Genomic DNA, 20,347 nt, shown 5'->3' with positions numbered 1-20,347 from the left:
CAGGCGTCCTTGTCTGAAACGGAGCATGGGTCAGTGGGATTCCAACACCTGCCGCAGGGCGGCGAGGTCGGCGCAGTAATGGGTCGGCTGGTGCGCGCGCAGTTCGTCTTCGCTGCCGAAGCCGTAGCCGACGCCGATGCAGGCGACACCGTTGCGGCTGGCGCCGAGCAGGTCGTGCATGCGGTCGCCGATCATCAGGCAATGCTCCGCTGCCAGGCCTTCGCTGTCGAGCAGATGGCGGATCAGTTCGTCCTTGTGCGTGCGCGTGCCGTCCAGCTCGCTGCCGTAGATCGCCTTGAAGTGACGGTCGAAGGCGAAGTGGCGGGCGATCTCGCGGGCGAACACGCCGGGCTTGCTGGTCGCGACGTAGAGCGTGTGGCCGCGTCCGACCAGGGCTTCGAGCAGCTCGGGAATGCCGTCGAACACGCGGTTCTCGTAGAGACCGGTGACCCTGAAGCGCTCGCGGTAGTGGTTCACCGCCTCCCAGGCGCGCGCTTCGTCGAAGCCGTAGGTCTGCATGAAGCACTGCAACAGCGGGGGGCCGATGAAGTGTTCCAGGCGCGCCAGGTCCGGCTCGTCGATGCCCAGGCGGGCGAGGGCGAACTGCACCGAGCGGGTGATGCCCTCGCGTGGGTCGGTGAGGGTGCCGTCGAGATCGAAGAGGATGTTCGGGTAGCGCAGCGTGGCGTCACGCATGGTAGTCCTCGGCGATGTGCAGGTCCTTGAGCTTCACGTAGTTGCCGGCGGTGTAGGTGAAGAAGCCGCGCTCCCTGTCGCTCAGCGGACGGGCCTTCTTCGCCGGGCTGCCGACGTAGAGGAAGCCGCTCTCCAGCACCTTGCCCGGCGGCACCAGGCTGCCGGCGCCGAGGATCACTTGGTCCTCGATCACCGCGCCGTCCATGACGATCGAGCCCATCCCCACCAGCACCCGGTTGCCGATGCTGCAACCGTGCAGCAGGACCTTGTGCCCGACGGTCACTTCGTCGCCGATGCTCAGCGGAAAACCGTCCGGGTTGAAGGGGCCGGCGTGGGTGATGTGCAGCACGCTGCCGTCCTGGATGCTGCTGCGCTGGCCGATGCGGATGCGGTGCATGTCGCCGCGGATCACCACCAGCGGCCAGACCGAGCTGTCGGCGCCGATCTCGATGTCGCCGACGAGCACGGCCGAGGGATCGACGAAGACCCGCTCGCCGAGCAGTGGCGTTTTGCCCTGGTAGGAACGAATGGTCACGATAGTTTTCCTCAGGCTGCGGATGCCGCCGATTGTATTTAAGATGGTCGGGTATTTCCTTAGCCAAGGTTGCCAACGTGAGCGCGAATCCCCTTCTGCAGGCCTACGACCTGCCGCCTTTCTCCTCCATTCGCCCGGAACACGTGAAGCCGGCCATCGAGCGGATCCTCGCCGATAACCGCGCCGCCATCGCCCGCCTGCTGGAAACCCAGCGCGAGCAGCCGACCTGGAAGGGCCTGGTGCTGGCGATGGACGAACTCAACGACCGTCTGGGCGCCGCCTGGAGTCCGGTCAGCCACCTCAACGCGGTGTGCAACAGCGCCGAGCTGCGCGAGGCCTACGAGGCCTGCCTGCCGGAGCTGTCGGCCTACTCCACCGAGCTGGGGCAGAACCGCGCCCTGTTCGAGGCCTACGAGGCGCTGGCGAAGAGCCCCGAGGCGGCCGGCTTCGACGTGGCCCAGAAAACCATCCTCGAACACGCCCTGCGCGACTTCCGCCTGTCCGGCATCGACTTGCCGGCGGACAAGCAGAAGCGCTATGCCGAGGTGCAGTCGCGCCTGTCCGAGCTGGGTAGCCGTTTCTCCAACCAGCTGCTCGACGCCACCCAGGCCTGGACCAAGCATGTCACCGACGAAGCCGCGCTGGCCGGCCTGACCGATTCGGCCAAGGCCCAGATGAAGCAGGCCGCCGAGGCCAAGGGCCTGGACGGCTGGCTGATCAGCCTGGAGTTCCCCAGCTACTACGCGGTGATGACCTATGCCGATGACCGCGCCCTGCGCGAAGAGGTATACGCCGCCTATTGCACCCGCGCCTCCGACCAGGGCCCGAACGCCGGGCAGAACGACAACGGTCCGGTGATGGAAGAGATCCTCGACCTGCGCCAGGAGCTGGCCGGCCTGCTCGGCTTCGCCAACTACGCCGAGCTGTCGCTGGCGACCAAGATGGCCGAGTCCAGCGACCAGGTGCTCAGCTTCCTCCGCGACCTGGCGGTGCGCAGCAAGCCGTTCGCCGCCCGCGACCTGGAGCAGCTGCGCGCCTATGCCGCCGAGCAGGGCTGCGCCGAATTGCAGAGCTGGGACGCCGGCTACTACGCCGAGAAACTCCGCGAGGCGCGCTACAGCGTGTCCCAGGAGGCGCTGCGTGCCTACTTCCCGGTGGACAAGGTGCTTTCCGGCCTGTTCGCCATCGTCGAGCGCCTCTACGGCATCCAGATCCGCGAACTGCACGATTTCGAACGCTGGCACGCCGACGTACGCCTGTTCGAGATCCTCGAGAACGGCGAGCACGTCGGCCGCTTCTACTTCGACCTCTATGCCCGCGCCAACAAGCGCGGCGGTGCCTGGATGGACGGCGCCCGCGACCGCCGGCGCGACGCCCAGGGCCGGCTGATCGACCCGGTGGCCTACCTGGTGTGCAACTTCACCCCGGCGGTGAACGGCAAGCCGGCGCTGCTGACCCACGACGAGGTCACTACCCTGTTCCACGAGTTCGGCCATGGCCTGCACCACCTGCTGACCCGCGTCGAGCATGCCGCCGCCTCGGGGATCAACGGGGTGGCCTGGGACGCCGTCGAGCTGCCCAGCCAGTTCATGGAGAACTGGTGCTGGGAACCGGAAGGCCTGGCGCTGATCTCCGCCCACTACGAGACCGGCGAGGCGCTGCCGCAGGACCTGCTGGAGAAGATGCTGGCGGCGAAGAACTTCCAGTCCGGGATGATGATGGTCCGCCAGCTGGAGTTCTCCCTCTTCGACTTCGAGCTGCACGCCACCCACGGCGACGGCCGCAGCGTGCTGCAGGTGCTCGAGGGCATCCGCGACGAAGTGGCGGTGATGCGTCCGCCGGCGTACAATCGCTTCGCCAACAGCTTCGCGCACATCTTCGCCGGCGGCTACGCGGCCGGTTACTACAGCTACAAGTGGGCCGAGGTGCTGTCCGCCGATGCCTTCTCGCGTTTCGAGGAAGAAGGCGTGTTCAACCCCGATACCGGGCGTGCCTTCCGCGAGGCGATCCTGGCCCGCGGCGGCTCCCGCGAGCCGATGCTGTTGTTCGTCGATTTCCGCGGTCGCGAGCCCTCCATCGACGCCCTGCTGCGTCACTCCGGGCTGGTCGGGGAGGCCGCATGAGCCCGGCGATCACCAGGAAGCGCTTCATCGCCGGGGCGGTCTGCCCGGCGTGCAGCGAACAGGACAAGATCCAGATGTGGGAAGAGGACGGCGTGCCGCACCGCGAATGCGTGGCCTGCGGCTACGCCGACACGCTCAACGCCCAGGGCCAGTCGATCCCAAAGGAGCTGGGTACGCGGGTCAACCAGAACGCGCCGAAGCCGGCCAACCCGAAGGTGCAGTCGGTGCAGTTCTTCCCCAATCCCAAGCTGAAGAAGAAGCCCGACGCCTGACCGCTCGCCGCCGACCGGCGGCGATGGCTGTGGGCCGGGGCCCGGTGCGATACTGTATCCATATACAGTATTTCGCCGGGTTCCCCTCATGAGCGCTCCCCTGCCCCCGCGCGGTCGCGGTACCGCCAGCAACCCCCTCAACCGCTTCGCCCCGACCCACAGCGAGGCCTTCGACGATGGCTGGGAGCAGGACGTGCCGCCGATCCAGCTCACCGAGGTGCGCGAGGAGATCGCCCGCACGGTGATCTCCCGCAACCAGTCGCCGGACCTCCCTTTCGATCGTTCGATCAATCCCTACCGTGGTTGCGAGCATGGCTGCATCTACTGCTATGCGCGGCCCAGCCATGCCTATTGGGACCTCTCGCCGGGGATCGATTTCGAGACCCGGCTGATCGCCAAGAGCAACGTCGCCAGCGCGCTGGAGCAGGAACTGAGCAAGCCCGGCTATCGCTGCGCGCCGATCAACCTGGGCGCCAATACCGACCCCTACCAGCCGCTGGAGCGCGAACGCCGCCTGACCCGCCAGGTGCTGGAGGTGCTGCTGCGCTTCCGTCACCCGCTGACCATCGTCACCAAGGGCTCGCTGATCCTTCGCGACCTCGACCTGCTGCGCGAACTGGCGGAGCAGAACCTGGTGGCGGTGATGATCAGCCTGACCACCCTCGACGACGAGCTCAAGCGCATTCTCGAACCGCGCGCGGCGGCGCCCTCGGCGCGACTGCGGGCGATCCGCACGCTCAGCGGCAACGGCATCCCGGTGGGCGTGCTCTGCTCGCCGATGATCCCGATGGTCAACGACATGGAGCTGGAGCGCCTGCTCCAGGCGGCGCGGGACGCCGGCGCGCGCAGCGCCGCGTACATGCTCCTGCGCCTGCCGCGCGAAGTCGCCCCGCTGTTCGAGGAATGGCTGGCGGCGCACTACCCGCAACGCGCCGAGCATGTGATGAGCCTGGTCCGCCAATGCCGTGGCGGCGAGGTCTACGACAGCCGCTTCGGCCACCGCTTTCGTGGCCAGGGACCGTTCGCCGACCTGCTGGCGCAGCGTTTCGCGGTGGCGATGAAGCGCCTCGGGCTGGACCGCCGCGAGGGCTTCGGGCTGGATTGCAGCCGGTTCGCCGTGCCGGGGGCGCAGATGGCGTTGTTCTAGCGTTTTCCCCGCGGTGCAGCATTTCGTATAGGGCGGAGTAGCGGCGGAGCGTGCCGGTGGCGATATCCGCCCTGCGGGAAGAATCGCTGCCGCCGGGAAGCCGGAAACGTCGGAAGCAGCCGTCCCGGCGAACGCTCGACCTTCAGGCCGGTCGGGTCAGCGCGCCAGCCCCCTCAACGAAACGGCGACCCGAAGGTCGCCGTCGCGTTCGTGCCGGTAACGAGGCCGATCAGGCCTTGGCGCAGCTCGGCGGCGCCCAGTCGCCCATGTCCGGGCTGTTGCAGACTTCCCGGATCATGCCCTGGCCCTGGGAGGCCACCTTGTTGCCTTCGCTTTGCGCGTCCTGGGCCTTGCGGATGGTCTGCTCGGTGGCGACCGCTTCCTTCGGCACCTTGGGATTGCTGCCGGTCTTGGGCTTGCTGCCGCCTTTCGTAGTGCTGGCGCGGTTCTCGGCCTCGGCGACCTTGGTCACCTCGGCGCGCGGTACGCCGACCTGCTGCAGGTCTTTCTCGTAGGCCTGGGTGTAGTTGCTGATGTTCTCGCCGGCACGGCCGTTGGCGGCGACCAGCAAGGCGTTGGTCTCCTGCAGGCCGCTGACGATCTCGGCCAGGCGCTTGCGCCCTTCGGCTTCGTTGATCGACTTGTTCTTGCGACCGTCGAGCAGAGCCTTGAACTGGCTCTGGTAGCAGCTTTGCGCCGACTTGGCGTAGGCCACGCTACGGTTGATCTCGACGGTGCTGCGGTCGACGTCGGTACCGTAGGAGCCGATGCGCGCGCGGTCATCGCTGATCTGCTTCTGCTTCTCCATGTAGTAGCCCGCCGCGCCGCCGGCCAGGGCGCCGCCTGCGGCAGCGAGGGCGGCATTGCGGCCGCGGTTCTCGTCGCTGGCCAGGCCGCCGGCCAGGCCGCCCAGGAGGCCGCCGGTAATGGCGCCGGTGATGGCCGAATTGCGCACTGCGTTATCGGTGCTGCGCAGGTGCGACACCGGCTCGTAGCAGGACGGGTAGTATTCCGCGCGGGTAGTCTGGGCGACCGAGCCGACGCCGCTGCTGGCGCAGCCGCTGAGCAGCACGCCGCTGGCGGTCAACAGGCAGAGCGCGTAGCGCGCCGAGGTGATCAAACGGTTTTCGCTGGGTTGGCTCATTGCATCTCACTCCTGGTTTGATGAACCGCCCGGCTGCCGAGAGGGGCCGGACGGAACTCCTTCAACGCCCGCTGGACGCGAGCAATTCCTTCAATACCGCCTCCGGCTCGGCCCGGTGCTGCTGGCGATAATCTCCGACGTGTTTGACGAACAGGGTCGCGCGCTTGACCAGGCTCTTGCCCAGAACCGGGTTGCGATTGAGTTCTTCCTGGATGCGCTGGAACTGCGCCTGGATCACCGCGTCGGTGTAACGGGTGCCGGTGGCGAGGTTGTCGATGTAGATGGCCAATGCGCCATCGAGGGCGCTGCGCCCGTTGGCGATGGCGCCGGCATAGAGCTGGGCGGTCGCCTGATCCCTGGCTGCCACGGCTTTCTCCCTGTCCTTCTTGAGGTTGGTCAGGCGTATGTTGTAGTTGTTGATCGTCTCGGCGACCAGTGCCGCCGACTGTATCAGGTTTCCGGCGGCCTCTTCGCGCTGCCGGGCGATCAACGAAACGTTACGCTTGAGTTCCTCGTTTATCTGGGCCAACTGCGCCTGCATCTGCGGGTCGCGGGTGGCGGCAATGATTCCGTCCAATTGCTTGGTGGGATCTTGAGCGTCATCGATGGCATCGGTCAATGCCGCTAGTCGGCCTTCCTTCTGCCATTGGGCGAACAGCTCGGGATAGCGCGAGCGCGGCGCGGACAGCGCGCCGATGGCGACACGGAAACCGGTGGTCTCGTTGCGCTGTTCGCTGCCGTCGGCGGCGAACAGCGGGTATTCGCGGCGCATCCCGGTGAATAGAGTCATCTCGCCTTCGAGATAGTTCCCGCCCTTCACCACGAAACCGCCATATGTGCCCTGCCGGCGACCGGCGTGGACCAGTTGGAAGGACTCCTGGACCATCTCCGCGGCATTGCCGATCACGTCGAACAGGCCCAGCGGGTTCGGCCGCTTCATCCCTACCGGCAACAGTCGCGCGGCCTGCCCGGTGCCGCCGGCGACCTGGTTGTACACCGCCCAGTCGCCCAGCGGGCCTTCCTGGTCGCTGCCCTCGACCTTGCGCGGGAACAGCCGGCCTTCCAGTTCCTGGCGGCTGACCGCCTGGCCGCCGCGCGCGGCGAACTCCCACTCGACCTCGGTGGGCAGGCGGACGAAGCCGATGCCGCCGTCCTCGGGATTCTTGCCGCGGCCGCTGACCGGCAGCAGTTCCGGGTGGTTCTTCAGCAGCCAGGCGCTGTACACCGCGCCGAAGCGTTCGGCGTCGAAGCGCGAGAGGTTGACCTTGGGCAGCCGCGCGGCCATCCCGTCCGGCACGTCGCAGGCCGGCGCCTCGCCCTGGCCGGAGAGCGCGGCCGCCTGGCTCATCACCGCGGCGTACTGGCGGGCGGTCACCTCGTACTTGCCGATGAAGTACAGCATCGGCTTCAGCGGGGTGCCGGCGGCAGGCTTCGGCAGGCTGGCGGAGAGCTTCTGCTGCCAGGCCGGTGCCAGGTCGGCGAGGCTGAACTGGCCGTTCACGTAGTCGCGCCGGTAGCCGGAGATGAACGACTGCTGGTAGCCCGCCTCGCCTTCGTTGAAGGCGTAGCCGAGGTTGACCTCGCGATCGTCGAGGGCGCCTTCGGCGAGTACGTAGACATGCCGGAAGACCATCTCGCCGCCACACGGCAGCGGCAGGGCGACGTCGTCGGCCAGCGGCTTGGGATTGTCCGGCGAGTCGCCTTCGGCCCAGGCCGGCGCGGCAAATGCCAGGCAGGCGCCGAGGGCGAGCGGAAGAATGGCTTTCTCAAACATCGCGTAATCCCTCTGCGGCTTCGATCCGCGCCGCGCGCCAGCCGCCGCTGGCGGCGGCCAGGACGCTGCACAGCAGCGTGGCGAGCAGCGCCGTCAGGTAGTGGCTGGGCAGCAGGCGGCAGACGAACTCGCCGCTCTGGTTGTCGAACAGGTGGTTCAGCGCGCCGGCCGTGGCGGCGTACAGCAGCCCGGCGAGGAACAGGCCGAAGACGGCGCTGAACAGCGCCAGGAGCATGACGAAGCCGACCAGCGCGGCGGTCGGGAAGCCCAGCAGACGTAGCACCGCCAGGGCGCGGCGCTTGCGTTCGACGGCGGCCAGGCTGCTGGCGGCGATGGCGGCGAAGGCACCGCCGATGGCCAGCGCGGCGACGATCCAGAACACCAGGCCGAGGTTGCGGCTGAGGCTGCGCACCTGGGCGATGGCCTCGGCCTGGGTGGCGACTTCCACGCCACTCGCGACGAAGTGCCGGCGCAGCCCTTCCACCGCATCGAGGTCTCGGGCGTACAGGCGGAAGCCCGGGTAGATGCGTGCGCGCGGGGTCTCGCCGGCCTTCCCCGGCCAGCCGTAGGCGGCCACCGCGCGACCGTCGCGATAGTCCTCGGCGGCTTCCAGCAGGGCCAGCGGGGCGAACAGCGCGTCGCGGGCGAAACGCTCCTGCGGCAGCACCGCGAGCACTTCCAGCTCCAGGCGCTGGCTCTGTGCCTGGCCATCCATGCGCCGGCCGATGCGCGCGACGATGCGCTCGCCAGGCTGGGCGCCGAGTTTTTCCGCGGCGCCGTGGCTGAGCACCACGCGGGTCGGCCGGTCGGGTTGCGGCAGGCCGGCCAGCAGCGGGTCGCCGGCGGCGCTGGGAATCATCTCGACGCTCAGGGCGGTCTCGCCGCCGCCGCTGAGGTCGGCGGTGGCGGCGATCTGCCGGGTGCGCGGCACGGCGAAGGCGACGTCCGCGCGTGCGGCCAGGGCGGCGATGTCCTCGGCACGGTAGCGGGCGCCGCCGACCGGAATGATCTCGCGCACCGAAGGCGCGCGCTCCAGCCGCTCGGTGAGGGTGCTGACCAGGCCGTACTTGAGGCCGAACAGCACCAGCAGCGGGGTGATCACCGCCGCCAGGGCGAAGATCGCGCAGAGCGACAGGCGCGCCTCGCCGCGGTAGTCGGCCCAGGCCAGCGAGAGCAGCAGGCCGGCGCGCATCAGCCAACTTCCTCGAGGCAGGCGCCGACGCTGTCGTCGGCCTCGCGTTGCCAGCGGATGGCCAGGACTTCCAGGCCGGCGGCGCGAGCCAGGCGTTCGTCGTGGGTGGCGACCACGGTGCAGGCACCGCGCTCGCGGGCCTGCTCCACCAGCAGGCGCATCACCCGTTCGGCGTTCAGCGGGTCGAGCGCCGCGGTCGGCTCGTCGGCCAGCAACAGGCGTGGCGCATGCGCCAGGGCGCGGGCGATGGCGACCCGCTGGCGCTGGCCGACCGACAGCGCCGCCGGTTTCTTGTCCAGCTGGTCGCCGATTTCCAGCCGCTCGGCCAGCGCCTGCACGCGCTCGGCGGACGGGGCGCCGAGCAACGCGCAGGGCAGGCCGATGTTGCGCCGCACATCGAGGAACTCGAGCAACCCGCCGCTTTGCAGCACGTAGCCGCAGTGCTGCCGGCGCAGCGCCGCCAAGCGGTCCTGGCGGCCGTCGCGCCAGAGCGCGGCGATGTCCTGCGGGCGTTCCCCGGCGAGGAATTCGAAGCGCCCGCCCGGGTCCGGCGCCAGGGCCAGCGCCAGCAGGTCGAGCAGGGTGCTCTTGCCGCAGCCGCTGGGGCCGACGATGGCCAGCTGGCGACCCGCGCGCAATTCCAGCGCCGGCACCCGCAGGTGGTAGCGCTGGCGACCGGCGCCGTGGCTGCGGGCGACCTCGTGCAGGCGCAGGATCATGGCAGCGTCGACAGCGGCACGCGGTACAGCGCGTCGCCGGCGTCGGCGTCGCCGAACCGGACCCAGTTGGCGACGTCGTTGTGGAAGGTTTCGTAGAGGTGGATCTTCGACTCCAGTTCGTCGATGAAGTCCTGCTGTTCGGCGACGCTCAGCGACAGCCAGAGGTCCTGGGTCATGTTCAGCGACTTGCTGCGGTACGGCAGGCCTTCCAGGTATTCGCCGAGCACGCCGCTCTGCGCCAGGTTGCTGCCCTTCACCAGTTGCGCCGGGTCGCGGCTCATGTAGGCGCTGGCGCTGGCGATTTCCTGGAAGAAGTCCTTGGGCGAGGTCTGGGTGCGCTTGGCCGCGTCGACGATCAGTTTCAGCGACTGTTGCAGTTCGTTGAGTTGCAGCTTGCTCAGCAGCACGCAGACCTGGAACGCCGGCAGCGCCGGGTTGGTCAGGTCACGGTCGGCGGTCCAGGCGGTGACGACCTGCGGCGCGCGCACCGGGTCGCGGCGACCGAGGAATTCCATCTGCATGGCGTAGCCGATGGCCGCCGACTTGCTCGCCACGCTTGGCGCGGCGTCGAAGCGCGGCGCCTGCGGCTTGCGGTTGCCGGCGTCGTGGACCAGGTCGGCGAACACCGTGCCGATCTCCTTCACCGTGTTGCCGAAGGCGTTCACCTCGCCGCCGGCCACCGGGATGTAGAGGTCGGCGATCTTCGGGTTGGCGTCGGCGGTGAGGCTGCGGTACTGCTGCTCGGCGTAGCCGTGGTTGTTCTTCCCGGCCGGGGTGCGCAGGTGCAGGGCATAGATCTTCACGCCCTTGCGCAGCGCCGCCTGGCGGACCTCGGCCTCGTTCATCTGGGTGCGCCCGAGCGGGTCGTTCTTGCGCAGCGCGCCGGCGTCGGTGACCAGCAGCACCACGCGCCCGGCGTAGGGCGACCAGTCCATTTCGTCGACCGCCTTCATGATCCCGGCGAAGGCGTCTTCGTTGAACGAGTGGCTGGAGACGTCGGTGGCGCGCACCTGGCTACTCAACTCGGCGAAGCGCTGCGCGTCGTTGCCCGGTTGCAGCGGCACCAGGGTCTTGCTGACGTATTCCAGGCCGGGGGTCTTGTCGGTGTTGTTGCGGAAACCGACCAGGCCGAAGCTGACCTTGTCCAGGTCGCCGCGCTCGCCGATCTGCCGCTGCAGGCCGTCGATCACCTCGCGCACGCGGTCGATGTAGGGCTGCATCGACACCGAGGTGTCCACCACCAGGACGATGCCGGTGCGGAAGGTGTCGCTCGCCGCGCCGCTGGCGCCGCCCTGCCCGGCCTGGCCCGGCGCCTGGGGTGCCGCGGCGCTGCCGCCGGGGTCGATCGAGGCGACCTCCAGCAACTGCGCCGGCTGGCCGTCGGCGTCGAAGCTTTCCTTCGAGTCGAAGATCGGCAGCAGGTAGAACTGGTCCTGGGGGATCGCCCGGTCGTTGGGCTCGACCGCGACCACCTGCGGATCGCCCTTGTGATCCACCGCCTGGGTCAGGGTGTCGCGCGCTGCGCGGGTATCGCCGAGCAGGCGCTCGACCTGCTCGGCGCTGTTGAGGAACATCACCGGCGCGCGGCCGGAGCGTTCGGTGAACTTCAGCACCAGGCTCTGCTTCCAGTCGCTCACCGCGCTGGCCGGCAGCCAGCCGTCGCCCTCGCCGTTGCTGGAGGCGCCGACGCGCAGCCAGGGGCTGCCGCCGACCTGCTTGCGGGCGTATACGTAGAGCACCGAGAAGGCCGGCACCGCGCCGGCCCGGGGCGGGCCACCGGCCTCGGCGGAGATGGCCGCGCCGGGCTTGGTCAGGACGCGCTGGAACAGCGTCTTCTTGCCCGGCATCAGCAGCGGACGGTCGCCGCCGTCCTGTTCGGCATCGGCCACCGGGGTCTGCTGCTGCGGCTTGTCCGTCGGCGTCTGTCCCAGCGGCGCTGGATCGACAGGGCTCGGTGCGTCGTCCGAGCCCAGCAGCCACCAGGCGCCGCCGCCGATCGCCAGGAGCACGGCGGCCGCGGCGGCGGCGATCAACGGCGTGCGGCTGCCGCCGGCACGTGGCTTCGCCGGCGGCAACGGAGGCGGCGGGGGCGATGGCGGTTTCGCCGCTTGCGACGGCGGAGGCGGAGGCGGCGTGGCGCCGCCGGCGCTGGGCGTGACCGGCGGCAACTGGATCGACACCGGTTGCAGGCCGCCGAGGTCGGCGGGCGGCAGGGGCGCGGGTTCGGCCGGCGGCGGGTTGCTCGCTCGCGGCGAGTCCTGCGGCGTCGCCAGCGGACGGATCTGGGTGGCTTCCAGGGCGCTCGGCGCCAGGCGGTCGAGGGCGGCGATCAGCGCGCCGGCAGTGGGGAAGCGCTCGGCCGGGTCCTTGGCCAGCAACTGGCGCAGGATGTCCTGGTAGCGGCCCTGCTCGATCGGCAGTTCCGGCAGCGGCTCGGTGAGGTGGGCCAGGGCGGTGGAGAGCGAGTCCTTGCCGTTGTAGGGCAGCTTGCCGGTGAGGATCTCGTAGAGCACCACGCCCAGCGCGTAGAGGTCGGCGCGGCCGTCGATCTCCTGCCCGCGGGCCTGCTCCGGGCTCATGTAGCTGGGGGTGCCGACGGCGAAGCCGACCTGGGTGAACTGGGTATTGTCCTCGATCGACTTGGCGATGCCGAAGTCCGAGAGCACCGCGGTGCCGTCGGCGCGGAACAGGATGTTGGCCGGCTTCACGTCGCGATGCACCAGGCCCTGGGAGTGCGCGTAGCCGAGCGCGGCGGCCACCTGCCGTACGTAGGCCAGGCCCTGCTCGGGATCGAGGCCCTGCTGGATGCGCTCCTTGAGCGTGCCGTTGGGCAGGTATTCCATGGCCATGTAGTAGCAACTGCCGACGTTGCCGATGTCGTGGATGGTCACCGTGTTCGGGTGCGACAGCCGCGCCAGGGTCCGACCTTCGCGCAGGAAGCGTTCGGCGAAGCTCGGGTCGGCGGCCAGCGCCGCGGCCATCACCTTCAGCGCCACCTTGCGCTGCAGCGAGCGCTGGGTGGCCAGGTAGACCGTGGCCATGGCGCCTTCGCCCAGCTCGCGTTCGATGTCGAATCCCGGAAGTTCTATGTCCATGTCCGTCTCAGAAGGCCCTGACCACCAGGGCCGTGATGTTGTCCGGGGCGCCGCGGGTCAGGCCCAGGTGGACCAGGCTGCGGACCACCGCATAGGGATCGCTGTGGCTGAGCACGTCGCGCAGTTCGCTGTCGTCGGCGGTCTTGTTGAGGCCGTCGCTGCAGAGCAGGAAGCTGTCGCCGGGCAGCACGTGCAGCGCGGCTTCCGACAGTTCCAGTTGCTCGTGCACGCCGACCGCGCGGGTGACCACGTTGGCGCGCGGATGGTGGCGCGCCTCTTCCTCGCTGATCAATGCGTTGTCGAGCAGCTCCTGGACGTAGCTGTGGTCCCGCGAGATGGCTTCCAGCACGCCGCCGCGCAGGCGGTACAGGCGGCTGTCGCCGGCCCACAGGCAGCTCGCCTGGTTGCCGCGCGCGGCGAGCAGTACCAGGGTGCTGCCCATCACGCTGACGCCACGCAGGCCGGCCTCCTGGCGAACCCGCTCGTTGACCTGGGCGAGGCCGGTGCGCAACGCGCCGACGTAGGCCGGTAGCGAGGAGGCCGCCGGGATGCGCCGCAGGGTATCGACGATCAGGCTGCTGACGAAGTCGCCGGCGGCGTGGCCGCCCATGCCGTCGGCGACCACCCAGAGTCCCGACTCGGGGGCGTCGAGACTGGCGTCTTCGTTGACCTTGCGGACCATGCCGACGTGGCTGTAGCTGGCCGACCTGTAGTAGCTGACTGAGTTGGGCACCATCAGTTGTCCTTAACCGGGTATGCCGGGAAAGAGCGGGATCACCTCGCCCTCTCCGGTGAGGAATCGTCCGAACGCCGGCGCCGGCGGCAGGCCCTGGTAGCGCATCAGGCCGGCGGAGATCCGTGCCGAGCCGCGTCCCCACCAGTGGCTGGCGCCGTCGCAGGCATGCTGGGCCAGCGCGGCGAGGCGCTGCGCCGGGGTCACCGCTTCGCTGCGCAGCAGGTTGCCGCTGATCAGCGATTGTTCGATGCGTGGTCCGCAGGGAGGGGCCGGGAGCTGCGCCACCGCCTGCTCGAAGGCCTCGACCTCGGCCTCCGGTTCGAGGGTGGAGAGCAGCAGGCTCTCGACCTGCTCGAACCAGCCGTCGTCGCCGCCGACCAGCCCGCCGAGGTCGGCGTTCGCCGGCAGCAGGCAGGCGACGGTCAGCGGGAAATAGCGACCGACCCGGTCGATGCTCGGCATCACCACCCCGGCCACCGCTTCGCCGCCGAGCAGGCCGGGGGCGATGGCGAAGCGCCACAGCGGGCTGGTCAGGTAGGCGTCGAGCCAGGCCGCGCCGAGTTCGTCTTGGCTGGCGCGCATGCCGCTGGCCAGCCAGGCGTCCCAGGGTTCGACGAAGGTGTTCGGCAGGCCGCGGCTGACGAAATCGCCGCGGCCTGCCAGCTTGCCGTAGAAACCGACGCTGTTCAAAGGCGCTCCGGGAGGCTGAAGCCGGACACGACCCGGCTCTTGAAGGGGTTGAAGGCGCTGCTGGCGCGCAGCTCGCAGGCGATGCTGGAGCCGTCGATGCGCAGCCGCAGGGTGAAGCGGTCCGGCGAGTTGCCGCGTTCCAGGTCCGACTGGTCGAGCAGGCGGAACCAGGCCCAGGGGCCTTCCAGGGTCAGGCCGGAACGGCCGCTGCTGGGCGGCGGCGTCACCGTCAGGCGGACCACGCCGAGGCCGTTGGCGCTCGGCCACTGCATCGCCACCGGGCGGCTGGGGCCGTGGTCGTAGGTCAGCTGCTGGCCGTCGAGGTCGAGGATGAACTGGCTGATCGCCGCGTCCATGGTCACCGGCTTGAGCTCGAAGCGCACCGTCGGTTGCATGCCGCCGGAGCGGAAGAAGGCGTCGCGGATCGCCGCTGCGCGCTGGAAGGTGTGCAGCACGCCGGGGTTGATGCCGAGCTTCTGCGCCGCGCCGGGCTGCCAGCGCCAGGTGCTGGCGGAGGTGTCGACGTAGGGTTGCAGGTACTGGCGGAAGTAGCTGTCCATCACCCCGCCGGCACCGAAGAAGTGGCCGAAGTCCTCCAGGGTGGCGTCGCGCGAACTGCCGGCGGCGATCGGGTAGCGCCCGGCCAGGGACTGCCGGTAGACGCTGACCACGTCGCTGATCCAGGCCGCGTTGAGCTGGTTGCGCACGCTGCCCATCATGCTGCTGGTGGTGGAGTTGACCACGTTCTTCACCAGGCCCTGGACCACCGGCGGCTGGCGCTCGGCACTGAGGGCCACGCGCGAGGCGGCGGCGGCCACCTGGTTCTTGGCGTCGCCGAGCAGCGAGTCGCCGCTGGCTCCGGCCATGGCGCTGACCTGTACGTAGAGCGCGTTCATGTCCTCCAGCAGGCTGTCGATCGGCGCCGGCTCGTTGCCGCCCTCGCCCTTGCTGACCAGGCTGTTGAGTTCGGCGAAGTGGGCGCTGATCGGGTCGCTGTCGACCTGCCGCGGCTGTTCGCGGGCGCCCTCTTCCTCCTGGCCGACCAGCGAGCCGAGGCGCTGCTTGAGCTTGTCCACGGTGCCGTCGGCGGCCTTCTTCACTTGCGCGGCGACCAGCCGGTCGCCCTTCTGCAGGTCGGTCTCGCGGGCCACTGCCTCGAGCAGCTTGCGGAACGGCGAGGTCGGCCCGGAGAGAATGCGCAGCACGTCGGCGGCCTGGGTGACATTGGTGATCGGCACCACGGTGAGGTCGGCGAGCAGGTCGTCCCACTGCCGCAGGTAGTCCTGGAAATACAGGCGACGCACGTCGAGGGCCAGGTTGGCGGCGTCGCCGGCATCGTTCAGGTCGCGCCCGAGCACCCACTGTTCCTCGGCGATGGTGCCGGCCTGGCTGAGGCTGGCGGTGAGGAACACCTCGCGATAGCCGCGGTAGGTGAAGAAGCCGCTGAGCGGGTCGGTGAGCGGCTTGCCGCTCTTGCGCGCGAACACCAGCGGCGCGTCGCGGCCGGCGGCGTCGCTGATGCGGAAGTCGGGCACGTCCTTGGGCAGCCTCTGCCGCTTGACCCGGTCGTAGACCCGCTGCGCCACCGGCAGTTGCTGCAACTGGCGGCGCAGGTCCTCGACCAGGTCCTGGTCCAGGCGCGCCGACGGCGGCCGTCGTTCGAGCAACGCGTCGAGGTGCGCGTGCAGCGCCTGGCGCTGTTCCGGCGAGAGGTCGCGCGGCAGGTTGCGTTCCCAGTCGAGGCTGATCCAGGCCTTGATGAAGTCGGCGTCGTAATGGTCCGGGCTGCCGAGCATCAGGTAGGCCTTCAGGCCCTCGTAGAGGAAATCGCTGCTGCCGCCGGAGCGCAACTGTTCCTCGATGCGGGTCACCAGGCGCGGGGCGAACACCGCGATCAGCAGCTTGCGGTAGACGCTGGCGGACTCCTCGCCGAGCATGTCGCCCTGGTACAGCCCGTAGCCTTCGGCCCAGCTCGGCGCGTCGCCGGCGAGATTCTGCACCGCGTTGAGCTGTGGCAGTACGGCCAGGACGTCGCGCTGGGCCGGGCTCAGCGACTCGATGCCGCGCGCCAGCGGGTCGACGCGCTGGTCGACCGCGGCGATGTAGCTCTGGTTGGCGCGGTAGCTGGCGATCCATACCGCCGTCACCGCCAGCACCACCAGCGCGGTGGCGCTCAGCGCGCCGATGGTCAGCCACTTGCGGCGGCGCTCGACCTTCGGGTTGGTGCCGACCAGGCCGCGTTCGCCGAACGCCACTTCGCGGAACAGCCGCTCGATGAAGTAGCTGCGCCCGGTTCCGGTCTGCCGCGCCAGGTGCTGGCGGTCGAGGTTCATCGACTGCGCCATGCTGCCGATCAGACGGTCGATCGGACTGCCTTCCTGGGTTCCGCTGGTGAAGTACAGGCCGCGCAACAGCGGGCGTTCCTCGTAGGGGTTGGGCTTGAACACGCCGTTGAGGAACTCGCCGAGGCATTCGCGCAGGGCGGCGAATTGCTGCGGGAAGCCGTAGACCAGGTCGCGCCGCGCCGGGTCGCGCTCCTGCTGCAGGCGTTCCACCAGGCGCGCGGTGAGACGCTGTTCGAGCAGGGCGAATTCGCTGTCGAACACCGCCAGCGGGCCTTCCGCGCTCTTGCCGTCGTCGAGGGCGAAGGTCATCCCCCAGACCTGCGCGCGTTCCTCGCGGTTCAGGCTGTCGAAGAACTCCATGAAGCCCGGCACCAGGTCGAACTTGGTCAGCATCACGTAGATCGGGAAGCGCACCCCGAGCTGCTGGTACAGCTCCTGGATGCGTGCGCGGATCGCCTGGGCATGGGCGGCGCGCTCGGCGTCGCTGCCCAGCAGCAGGTCGGAAAGGCTGATGGCGATGAACGCGCCATCGATGGGGCGGCGCTTGCGCTGGGTCTTGAGCAGGTCGAGGAAGCCCAGCCAGGCGGCCTTGTCCACCTGGGCGTGGCTGTCCTGGGTGGTATAGCGGCCGGCGGTGTCCAGCAGCACCGCTTCGTCGGTGAACCACCAGTCGCAGTTGCGCGTGCCGCCGACCCCGCGGATCGCCCCGGCGCCCATCTGTGCGGCGAGCGGGAAGTCCAGGCCGGAATTCATCAGCGCGGTGGTCTTGCCCGAACCGGGCGGGCCGATGATCACGTACCAGGGCAACTCGTACAGGTTGCGCCGCTCGCTGCCGCCCAGCTTGGCCCGCTTGAGCAGGGCCAGGGCCTCGTCCATGCGTTGCTTGAGGGTCGCCAGCTCTTCGGCGGTGGCGACGCTGGCGGCGTCCGGCGCGCTGACCTCGGCGAGACTCTGCATGACCTTCGCCGCGTTGCGCTGGGCCTGCACGATGCGCAGCACGCGGAAGCCGATCCAGACCAGGAACAGCAGGACGATCAGCACCCAGCGGCTGGTCGCCGAGGCCAACGGTTCGTAGTTGCCCAGGCGCAGCAGCGGGCCGAGGAACCAGATGATCAGGCTCAGGGCGAGCAGGCCGAGCACCGGCACCACCCAGCGCGCGAAGAAGTTGAGGAAGCCTTTCATTGCGCGCCCTCCGCGAATACGGTGATTTCCACCCGGCGGTTGCGTGCGCGGCCTTCGGCGCTGGCATTGGTCGCCACCGGCTCGGTGTCGCTGCGCCCTTCGGCGGTGAAGCGGCCGGCGTCGCCGGTGGTCGCGCCGAGCAGGTCGGCGACCTCCTGGGCGCGGGCCTGGGACAGTTTCCAGTTGGACGGGTAGCGCAGCGTGGCGATCGGCCGGTTGTCGCTATGGCCGGTGACCAGCACCTGGCCCTTGACCTTGCGCAGGGCGTCGGCGATGCGCAGCAGCAGCGGCTGGAACTCGTCGCGCACGCTGGCGCTGGCGCTGGCGAACAGCTCGTCGCCGCGGATGGTCACCACCGAGCGGTCGACGGCGTCCTCCACCGCCACTCGCTGGGCCTTGATGTCGTCGGCGAGGAAGCGCGCCAGGCGTGGCCGCTCGATCACCCGCGGCTGCACCGCCGGGCGGTCGATGGCCTGCACCGGGATCTCGCCGATGGCGTGGATGCGCTTGAACACCGGCTCGGCGTCGGCGGCCAGCTTCATCCGCAGGCCGAACAGCAAGGCCAGCAGCAAGGCCAGGCCGATGGCGATACCGACCCACGGCGGCAGGTATTGCGAAAGGCGGTCGCGCATCACGCTGAGGCCGCGCCAGTGCGGCGACAGTTCGTGCTCGTACTCGCCGCGGGTGCTGCGGATCACCGCCGCGGTGCGCTCGCGCAGCGCCTCCAGTTGGCTGCGGCCGTCGTGCATGACCCGGTAGCGGCCTTCGAAGCCGAGGCTGGTGCACAGGTACAGCAGCTCCAGCAGGTGCAGGCGCTGGTGCGGGTTCTGCAGGCAGTGTTCGAGCAACTGGAAGACCTTCTCGCCACCCCAGGCCTCGTTGTGCAGGGTGATCAGCAGGCTCTGCTTGCCCCAGTCGCTGGTGCTGCCCCACGGCGTGCTGAGCACCGCTTCGTCGAGGGCGGTGCAGAGCACGTAGCGCGCCAGCATCACCTCGTCCGGCGCCACGCCGGCCTGGCGTGCCTTCTCCTCGAACTGGCGCAGGTAGCCGAGCAGTTGCGCGCGCAGGCTGGCCGGCGCCGGATGGGCGATGGTGTTGCGCAGGCGGGTGAGCATCGCCAGCAGTGGGCCGGCGGCCTGCTCCAGCGGGTTGAGGCCGTCGCCGCGGCCGCTCAGCGGCGCCAGGCTGGCCATCGGCGGCGGCGTGTAGGGATCGCCGCCGCGGGGGCCGCCGGCCGGTTCCGGGGCGCGGCCGCCGGGACGCGGCATGATCATGGTGCGGTCGTCGGGCGGGCTTCCGTTGCCGCCGCCGGCCGGGGTGCCGAAGGGATCGTCGATGGGAGGCATCGTTGCTTATCCTCGAATGGCCCAGAAGGCCAGGTTCAGCCCGGGGAACTGGCCGGCGATGTGGAAGGCGAAGCCGCCGGAGTGCGTCAGCTGCTTCCAATGCGCGCTGCCGCGGTCCAGTTCGAAATAGGTGGAGCCGGCGTGGTAGGGGATCTGCCGCGGCGCCACCGGCATCGGCAGCAGGCCGATACCCGGCAGTTGCAGGTTGACCAGGTCGCGGATGTGCTCCACCGAGCCGACCTTGGCCTGCTGCGGGAAGTGCCCGCGCAGGCTCTCGCCGGGGACGTCGGCGCGCACCACCAGGACGAAGCTGGCGTTGTCGATCAGGCTGCGGTCGCTGAGCATCGCGACGTGCACGCCGTAGGCCTTCTCGACGATCGGGATGGCGATCGCCTTGGCGTCGATCACCGTCGCCAGCGCCTGGCGCAGGGCGAGCATCACCGGGGCGAAGCTGGCGGCCAGGTCGTCGTGGTTGTACACCGGGTACTCCTCGGGACGCCGCTGGCTGGCGGTGAAGGTGCAGAACTCGCCGGCCAGGGCCACCAGTTCGCGGTACAGCTCCTGCGGGTGCAGCGGGCGCACGCGGGACAGGTGACCGGTGAGGGCCTCGGCGCGGTTGACCAGTTGCAGCAGCAGGAAGTCGGCGATTTCCGAGGCGCCCCCGGCGCTGGAGGCCACCACCCGCCCGGCGAGGGCTTCGCCGCGCTGGTGGAGCAGGCCCAGCAGCTCCTTGGCGAAGGACGCCAGGGGCGGCGCGGCGGCAATGTCGAGTACCGGCGGCAGGTAGTCCTCGTCCAGGCTCAGGGCCTGGTCCGCGCGCTTCTCGCGGACCCGCGCGACGCCCACCGCGGCGTATTCGCCGAGGCCGTCGCGCTCGGTCAGCAGGCGGAACGCCTGGCTGCCCAGGGCCACTGGCGCGCGGCTCTCGAAGGCGGCATTGTCGTCGCGCACTTCCTGCACCTGGCTGACGTAGCGGGCGCCGCCGAGGGCCTCGCCCTCCTCTACCGTGTCGCGGGTGCCGACCCGCTTCAGCGGCAGGCCGAGGTAGACGATGCCATCACGCAGGCTTTCCTCGACATTCAGCGGCGCCGGCGCCGGATCGTCGGCGGGGATGTTGAACGGCGTACCATCCGGCAGCACGCCGCGGGCGCTGACGATGGCCAGCTTGCCCTGGGTCAGCAGGGCATCGTCCAGCTTCAGCTCGGAAAAGCCCCAGCCGCCCGCCAGGAGCGAGCGGCAGCGGCCATCCACCAGGGTTTCCAGGTAGCGGTCGTGCTGCTGGAAATGCTGTGGCCGCAGGAACATGCCTTCGGACCACACCACGCGGTTATTCCAGGACATAGGGACTCCG

At 69.7% G+C, this 20,347-nt stretch carries 15 protein-coding genes; 3 read left to right on the top strand and 12 right to left on the bottom strand.

From position 1 onward, the window contains the following. Positions 1-30: 30 nt before the first annotated feature. Positions 31-696, bottom strand: coding sequence for an HAD family hydrolase (locus tag FHW81_RS19820; RefSeq protein WP_003106611.1), 666 nt, complete (start codon positions 694-696; stop codon positions 31-33). Further along, on the bottom strand, positions 689-1,231 hold the full coding sequence (locus tag FHW81_RS19815) for a gamma carbonic anhydrase family protein (protein WP_003142343.1): 543 nt from the start codon (positions 1,229-1,231) through the stop codon (positions 689-691). Before FHW81_RS19815 ends, FHW81_RS19820 begins: the two co-directional genes overlap by 8 nt. 77 nt (positions 1,232-1,308) lie before the next feature. Between FHW81_RS19815 and prlC the strand changes: the two genes are divergently transcribed. From prlC to FHW81_RS19800, 3 genes are all read left to right on the top strand, one after another. Beyond that, positions 1,309-3,354: an oligopeptidase A gene (gene prlC, locus FHW81_RS19810; protein ID WP_016852309.1), complete on the top strand. Its 2,046-nt coding sequence runs from the start codon at positions 1,309-1,311 to the stop codon at positions 3,352-3,354. After that, positions 3,351-3,626: a YheV family putative zinc ribbon protein gene (locus FHW81_RS19805; RefSeq protein ID WP_003083624.1), complete on the top strand. Its 276-nt coding sequence runs from the start codon at positions 3,351-3,353 to the stop codon at positions 3,624-3,626. Before prlC ends, FHW81_RS19805 begins: the two co-directional genes overlap by 4 nt. An 88-nt stretch (positions 3,627-3,714) precedes the next feature. Then, positions 3,715-4,773, top strand: coding sequence for a PA0069 family radical SAM protein (locus FHW81_RS19800; protein WP_003118567.1), 1,059 nt, complete (start codon positions 3,715-3,717; stop codon positions 4,771-4,773). A gap of 229 nt (positions 4,774-5,002) precedes the next feature. On the opposite strand, the gene tagQ is transcribed toward FHW81_RS19800, so the two are convergent. The 10 genes from tagQ to tssK form a co-directional block, all read right to left on the bottom strand. Next, on the bottom strand, positions 5,003-5,917 hold the full coding sequence (gene tagQ / locus FHW81_RS19795) for a type VI secretion system-associated lipoprotein TagQ (RefSeq protein ID WP_003106614.1): 915 nt from the start codon (positions 5,915-5,917) through the stop codon (positions 5,003-5,005). Positions 5,918-5,978: 61 nt separating this feature from the next. Beyond that, positions 5,979-7,691 (bottom strand): type VI secretion system-associated regulator TagR, encoded by a 1,713-nt coding sequence (gene tagR, locus FHW81_RS19790; RefSeq protein WP_003106615.1) that lies wholly within the window; start codon positions 7,689-7,691, stop codon positions 5,979-5,981. Then, positions 7,684-8,883, bottom strand: a complete 1,200-nt coding sequence (gene tagS, locus FHW81_RS19785) for a type IV secretion associated ABC transporter permease TagS (protein ID WP_003083634.1) — start codon at positions 8,881-8,883, stop codon at positions 7,684-7,686. The genes tagR and tagS overlap by 8 nt, the downstream gene beginning before the upstream one ends. Further along, positions 8,883-9,602: a type IV secretion associated ABC transporter ATP-binding protein TagT gene (tagT, locus tag FHW81_RS19780; protein ID WP_106120523.1), complete on the bottom strand. Its 720-nt coding sequence runs from the start codon at positions 9,600-9,602 to the stop codon at positions 8,883-8,885. Before tagT ends, tagS begins: the two co-directional genes overlap by 1 nt. Continuing rightward, on the bottom strand, positions 9,599-12,697 hold the full coding sequence (ppkA, locus tag FHW81_RS19775) for a serine/threonine protein kinase PpkA (RefSeq protein WP_106120522.1): 3,099 nt from the start codon (positions 12,695-12,697) through the stop codon (positions 9,599-9,601). The genes tagT and ppkA overlap by 4 nt, the downstream gene beginning before the upstream one ends. Before the next feature lie 7 nt (positions 12,698-12,704). Next, complete coding sequence (gene pppA, locus FHW81_RS19770) at positions 12,705-13,433, bottom strand: serine/threonine phosphatase PppA (protein ID WP_003083639.1); 729 nt, start codon at positions 13,431-13,433, stop codon at positions 12,705-12,707. A 9-nt stretch (positions 13,434-13,442) separates the two neighbouring features. Further along, positions 13,443-14,123, bottom strand: a complete 681-nt coding sequence (gene tagF, locus FHW81_RS19765; RefSeq protein ID WP_003083642.1) for a type VI secretion system-associated protein TagF — start codon at positions 14,121-14,123, stop codon at positions 13,443-13,445. Continuing rightward, the gene (tssM, locus tag FHW81_RS19760; protein ID WP_031671334.1) at positions 14,120-17,650 is read right to left on the bottom strand and encodes a type VI secretion system membrane subunit TssM; all 3,531 of its coding nucleotides are present in this window, start codon (positions 17,648-17,650) and stop codon (positions 14,120-14,122) included. Before tssM ends, tagF begins: the two co-directional genes overlap by 4 nt. Continuing rightward, positions 17,647-18,996, bottom strand: a complete 1,350-nt coding sequence (locus tag FHW81_RS19755) for a DotU family type VI secretion system protein (protein WP_003115051.1) — start codon at positions 18,994-18,996, stop codon at positions 17,647-17,649. The genes tssM and FHW81_RS19755 overlap by 4 nt, the downstream gene beginning before the upstream one ends. A gap of 6 nt (positions 18,997-19,002) precedes the next feature. Continuing rightward, entirely contained in the window at positions 19,003-20,337 is a 1,335-nt protein-coding gene (gene tssK, locus FHW81_RS19750) for a type VI secretion system baseplate subunit TssK (protein ID WP_003115052.1), read from the bottom strand. Positions 20,338-20,347 lie beyond the last annotated feature (10 nt).

It is taken from the genome of Pseudomonas sp. RC10-4-2 (genome assembly GCF_050433085.1).
Lineage (GTDB): Bacteria > Pseudomonadota > Gammaproteobacteria > Pseudomonadales > Pseudomonadaceae > Pseudomonas > Pseudomonas aeruginosa.
This window is presented reverse-complemented; position numbering and strand designations above follow the sequence as displayed.